The 5357-nt window shown below is 60.7% G+C and carries 6 protein-coding genes and 1 tRNA gene; 5 read left to right on the forward strand and 2 right to left on the reverse strand.

From position 1 onward, the window contains the following. From tolA to BVER_RS27465, 5 genes are all read left to right on the forward strand, one after another. Positions 1-909, forward strand: a 909-nt coding sequence (gene tolA / locus BVER_RS27445) for a cell envelope integrity protein TolA (protein WP_050455943.1), incomplete at its 5' end; no start/stop codon positions are given. Positions 910-1013: 104 nt separating this feature from the next. Then, positions 1014-2306, forward strand: a complete 1293-nt coding sequence (tolB, locus tag BVER_RS27450) for a Tol-Pal system beta propeller repeat protein TolB (protein ID WP_050455944.1) — start codon at positions 1014-1016, stop codon at positions 2304-2306. Positions 2307-2361: 55 nt separating this feature from the next. Beyond that, positions 2362-2868, forward strand: coding sequence for a peptidoglycan-associated lipoprotein Pal (pal, locus tag BVER_RS27455; protein WP_050455945.1), 507 nt, complete (start codon positions 2362-2364; stop codon positions 2866-2868). A gap of 36 nt (positions 2869-2904) precedes the next feature. Continuing rightward, positions 2905-3654 (forward strand): tol-pal system protein YbgF, encoded by a 750-nt coding sequence (gene ybgF / locus BVER_RS27460; protein ID WP_050455946.1) that lies wholly within the window; start codon positions 2905-2907, stop codon positions 3652-3654. Between the two features lie 72 nt (positions 3655-3726). Continuing rightward, a tRNA-Lys gene (locus tag BVER_RS27465) sits at positions 3727-3802 on the forward strand. Positions 3803-3957: 155 nt separating this feature from the next. Here BVER_RS27465 and BVER_RS27470 read toward each other — a convergent pair. After that, positions 3958-5001, reverse strand: coding sequence for a S8 family serine peptidase (locus BVER_RS27470; protein ID WP_050455947.1), 1044 nt, complete (start codon positions 4999-5001; stop codon positions 3958-3960). Then, on the reverse strand, positions 4959-5357 hold a 399-nt coding region (locus BVER_RS34740; RefSeq protein WP_232316858.1), incomplete at its 5' end, for a hypothetical protein. The genes BVER_RS34740 and BVER_RS27470, both read right to left, overlap by 43 nt.

Consider the following 5357-nt stretch of genomic DNA (forward strand, 5'->3'; position numbering starts at 1 on the left):
CCGACGCCCCGCCCCACGCCCACGCCGCCCGCACCCGCGGTAAAGGCGCAGCCCGCGCCGCCGCCCGCGAAGGACGGGGACGCGGACATCGCGCTGCAAGAAAAGAAGCGTAAGCAGCAGGAAGCCGCGCAACGCGAGGCGCAGCTCGCCGAGCAGCGTCGTCAGCAGGAACAGGCGCAGCAGGAAGCGGAAGCGAAACGTCAGCAGCAACAGGCCGCGCAAGCCGCCGCCGCTGCCGCGCAGCAGAAGGCGATGCAGGACAAGCAGAAGCAGATCGAGCAACAGCGTCAGGCCGATTTGCAGAAGCAGCAACAGCAGAAGGCGCAGCAGGACAAGCAGCGCCAGCAGCAGCAAGCCGAAGCTCAGAAACAGGAGCAGTTGAAAGAGCAGAAGGAACAGCAGGAAGCCAAGGCGAAGGCCGATGCCCAGGCCAAGGCCGCGAAGGCCGAAGCCGACGCGAAAGCCAAGGCTGCCGCCGAAGCCAAGGCGAAGGCGGCGGCTGAAGCGAAGGCCAAGCTCGATGCCGAGCGCAAGGCGCGCATGGCCCAGTTGCAGGATCAGCTTGGCGGCGGCACGGCGGCGAGCGGTCAAGGGCTCGCCAAGGGCGGCACGGGCAAGGGCGCGGGCGGCAACGCCGCGTCGGCGGGATACGCGGAACTGGTTCAGCGTCGCGTGCGGCCGAATATCGTGTGGTCGGGCGAAACGTCGGGCCTGGAAACGGTGGTGTCGGTTCGTTGCTCGCCGACGGGCACGCTGCTGTCCGCGGCGATCACGCGCTCGAGCGGCAACGAGCAGTGGGATCAGGCGGCGCTGCGCGCGGTTCAGCGCTCCGATCCGATGCCGCGCGATGTCGGCGACAAACCGACGCCGGATCACTTCACGATCACGCTGCGTCCGGCGGGCGGCTGAGGTCTGCCGTTCGTCTGGGGATTGGGAACGAATTGTGCGTCCGGGGGTCTGTTTGTGCAGTCTCCCGACACCTGAAAAACGCTTTTACTGGAACCTAAAACAGCATGAGTTTGATGACGAAGCTTGGCCTGAGAACGCTGGTCGCGTCCTGCCTGATCGCAGTTGGCACCGCTGCGCACGCCCAGTTGAACGTGCTCGTGACCGGCGTCGGCTCCACGCAATTCCCGATCGCGACGGCCAATTTCGCCAACGAAGCGAGCTCGCCGCAACAGGTGAGCGCGATCGTCCGTCAGGATCTGCAGCGCAGCGGCAAATTCACCAATGTCGATGCGGGCAGCACGCCGGTTTCCGACGCGGATTCGGTCGATCTCGGCACATGGAAGGCGAAAGGCGCGAACGCGTTCGTCTCGGGTAGCGTGAACAAGCTGCCCAACGGCCAGTACGAAGTGCGTTTCCGTCTGTATGACACGGTGAACCAGCAGAATCTGGGCGGCCTGTCGCTGGTGTCGGGCGAAGGCGGCCTGCGCATGAGCGCGCACAAGATCGCGGACTATATCTACGCGAAGCTGCTCGGTTCGCGCGGCGTGTTCGCAACGCGTCTGTCCTACGTCATCCAGACGGGCGGACGTTATCAATTGCAGATTTCCGACTCGGACGGCCAGGACGCGAAGATCGCCCTCTCCAGCCCCGAGCCGATCATTTCGCCGGCGTGGTCGCCGGACGGCACGAAGGTCGCGTATGTGTCGTTCGAGAAGAAGAAGCCGGTGGTGTACATCCACGATCTGCCGACGGGACGTCGCGTGGTCGTGTCCAATCAGAAGGGCAACAACAGTGCGCCGGCGTGGTCGCCTGACGGCCGCAAGCTCGCGGTCGCCTTGTCGCGCACCGGCAATACACAAATATTCGAAGTCAACACGGACGGCTCCGGCCTTCGACGCCTGACGCAAGGCAGTTCCATCGACACTGAGCCCTTCTACTCTCCTGATGGCAACTCGATTTATTTCACGAGCGATCGCGGCGGCCAACCGCAGATCTACAAGATGCCGGCGGCGGGGGAAAGCGCCGGCGCGGCCCAGCGGGTCACGTTCACGGGTGCGTACAACACGAGCCCGCGCGTGAGCCCTGACGGCAAGCAACTCGCGTACATTTCGCGCACTGGCGGCGGCTTCAAGCTGTATCTGCAGGACCTCGCGTCCGGCACGGCGACGGGGCTGACCGACACGACGCATGACGAATCGCCGAGCTTTGCGGCGAATGGTCAGTACATCCTCTACGCCACCCAAGTGAACGGACGTGGCGTGTTGGCGGCTGTGTCGACCGATGGTCGCACGCGGCAAGTCTTGTCAGTTCAGGGCGGTGTAGTGCGCGAGCCGTCCTGGGGTCCGTTCATGCAATAAGTCCAGCAATAACGTTTCACATACAACGTTCAGCTACAACACAAGGAGAGGTACCATGATGTCGAAACTTCGTATCGGCCTGGCAGTTGCGATGGTCGGCGCATTGGCGGCTTGTCATTCGGGCGTGAAGCTCGATGAAGGCGCGAACAAGGGTGCGGTCAGTACGCAGCCGAATCCGAACGACGTGAAGCAGGTCAACATCGACCCGCTGAACGATCCGAACAGCCCGCTCGCCAAGCGCAGCATCTATTTCGACTTCGACAGCTATGCCGTGAAGGACGACTATCAGCCGCTGCTGCAGCAACACTCGTCGTACCTGAAGACCCATCCGGAACGTCACGTCCTGATTCAGGGCAACACCGACGAACGCGGCACGAGCGAGTACAACCTGGCCCTCGGTCAGAAGCGTGCCGAAGCCGTGCGTCGCGCGATGTCGCTGATGGGCGTGGCCGATTCGCAGATGGAAGCCGTGTCGCTGGGCAAGGAAAAGCCGACGGCGACGGGTCACGACGAAGCATCGTGGGCACAGAACCGCCGCGCGGATCTCGTGTACCAGCAGTAATCCAAGTAACGTAACCAGAAACGGGTGAGTCGCCCTATGTTGTATCGCTTCCCCTTGCTGCGCGTCGCCGCAGCCGCATGCGTGGTTGGTTCGACGATGTTGAGCGTGCCCGCGCACGCCGGCGTCTTCGACGACAACGAAGCGCGTAAAGCCGTGCTCGATCTGCGCACCAAGACTGACAGCCTGAGCAATCAGCTGTCGGCCGCGCAACGCACAATCCTCGATCAGCAGAACCGTATCGACCAGCTCAACCAGCAGGTCGCGACGGTTCGAGGCCAGAACGAGGATCTGGCCAACCAGGTCACCACGCTGCAGAAGCAGCAGAAGGACTACTACGCCGATCTCGACACGCGTCTGAAGAAATTCGAGCCGCAGCAAGAGACCATCGACGGCGTGACGGGCTCCGTGCAACCCGGCGAGACGGAAGCGTTCAACGCAGCGTCGACTCAGTTCCGCAACGGCGACTACAAGGGCGCTTCGGCGGCCTTCAAGACGTTCGTGTCGAAGTACCCGCAGAGCCCGTATCAGCCGACGGCGCGATACTGGCTCGGCAATGCGCTGTATGCGCAGCGCGACTACAAGGGTTCGACTGCGATCTGGCAGGATCTGGTGAAGCAGTATCCGCAACATCCGCGCGCGCCCGAGGCGTTGTTCGCGATCGCGAACAATCAGGTCGAGCAAGGTCAGAAGGCAGCGGCCAAGCAGACGTTGCAGCAGGTCGTCTCGCAGTACGCGGGCACCGAAGCCGCGCAGACGGCGCAAAGCAAGATGTCGCAGGTGAAGTAAGAGCGGCGAGAGCGTCTCGGCGGCTGCGGGTTGACAGAATTCGCAATCGCCGATTATAATCTTGCCTCGTTCGGGTCGTTAGCTCAGCTGGTAGAGCAGCGGACTTTTAATCCGTTGGTCACAGGTTCGAATCCCGTACGGCCTACCAAAGAATCAAGCAGATAGCCCGGTCATCGCGACCGGGCTTTTTGTTTTGTGGATTCCGTATATGCCTCATGCAGGCATGTAGTCGCACGAAGTTAGGTGTCGTTGCATGCCGGCGCGTGGACCGCATAGTGCCCTTCTGAGCAGTCGCGCTCCAGCCTATTGCCCCGTCTTGCGATGCGATCTCGAAGCTGCCACGTATTCTTCGAGATCAGCCAGACGTATCTGGACCGTGCGCGGCATCGTAACCGGCTCAGGAGTGCCGTGTTCATCGATATCGGCTCGAACTTTCAGACGAAGCATCGCGTCGGGCGATGACTTCGCCAAACAAGGCTCTCCAGCGATCAGTTGCGGAGTCATCCGGCCTTTAAAGACCAGCAGCCCTCGATCGGTTTTTTTTAACGACCATAAGTTTTTCCATCCGATGGGCTGCTCACATGAAATCCCGCTGACACCTTGAAACAAGCCAAGCGATTCGTGAACTTGGCCATCCGGCGTCCGATAGCGCATGTAGTCGTCAAACAAATACAGCGATGTGGCGAGATTCAGTCGCGACCGCGACAAAATTTCCTCGGGTGCCGGCTCAGAAGCCGATGCCTCACCGCTTGCTGCTGGCGTTCCCGGGTGCAGCAGCGGATCACCGCTCACTATCAAGCGATTCTTTATTTCCACTGGAAGCAAACTTCCGAGCGACTTGATCAACGCGGCTGCAAAAGTAACCACCGCTGCCGCTTGCGACGTGCCGCTCACCTTCGATATCCGGCCACTGTCGTCTAACCAGGACGATAATTCGCATCCGGGAGCAGCCAGATCGACATGAGTGGCGCCGCGATTACTAAAGCGGGCAATGTGTCCATCCGGCAAATTGGCGGCTACGGTGATCACGTTCTTCTGTCCATTTCCGCCGAGCACTGCTGGATAGTAGGGCGCCTCCCCCACGTCCGCGCTACCGTCGTTACCCGCCGAAACTACGAACAGGTTGTTGTTCGTTGTATTCATTAACTGGAGAAAATAGAGATCGTTCCCGTTAGCGTTTGGCGGATACTCGATACTCATATTGACGATGCTATCCTTCAGCATGTTGACCACGACGCTTAGCTCGCTCGTCGAGTTCGGAATCAACGTTTGTTGTCCTTCGCCGACATTGATGATCCACAGTTTCAGCCATGTATTGTCGTTGTTTTGATCAACTTGGTCGAACAATGACAGGTATGGTTGAAAATTCGGACCGCCATGACCAACCCTGTGACATGCGTGCCATGTCCGCTCACGACCGTCGCCTTATCGAGGTTGTTCGCGTAGTTTATTGGATACACCGGCGACTCAGTCGCCTGGTTGGTCACAGGGCCGATCTGCCCATTTCCGTTGCTGTCTCCCTGCTCGTCGGGAAGGTGACGAAGAAACAGACGCTCGGGAAATTGCGGAGCAAATACTAAGTGCGCCGGTAGACCGGCAAGGAGTAGGTGGTGAAAGTCCACTGCGATGAAGGAGTAGCGAACCACATCGGCCCCGAGCCGTGCGCAGGTCACCGCGAGGTGATCGGCGAAGCGTCGGCAGGG

The organism is Candidatus Burkholderia verschuerenii (assembly GCF_001189365.1).
GTDB classification, from domain to species: domain Bacteria; phylum Pseudomonadota; class Gammaproteobacteria; order Burkholderiales; family Burkholderiaceae; genus Caballeronia; species Caballeronia verschuerenii.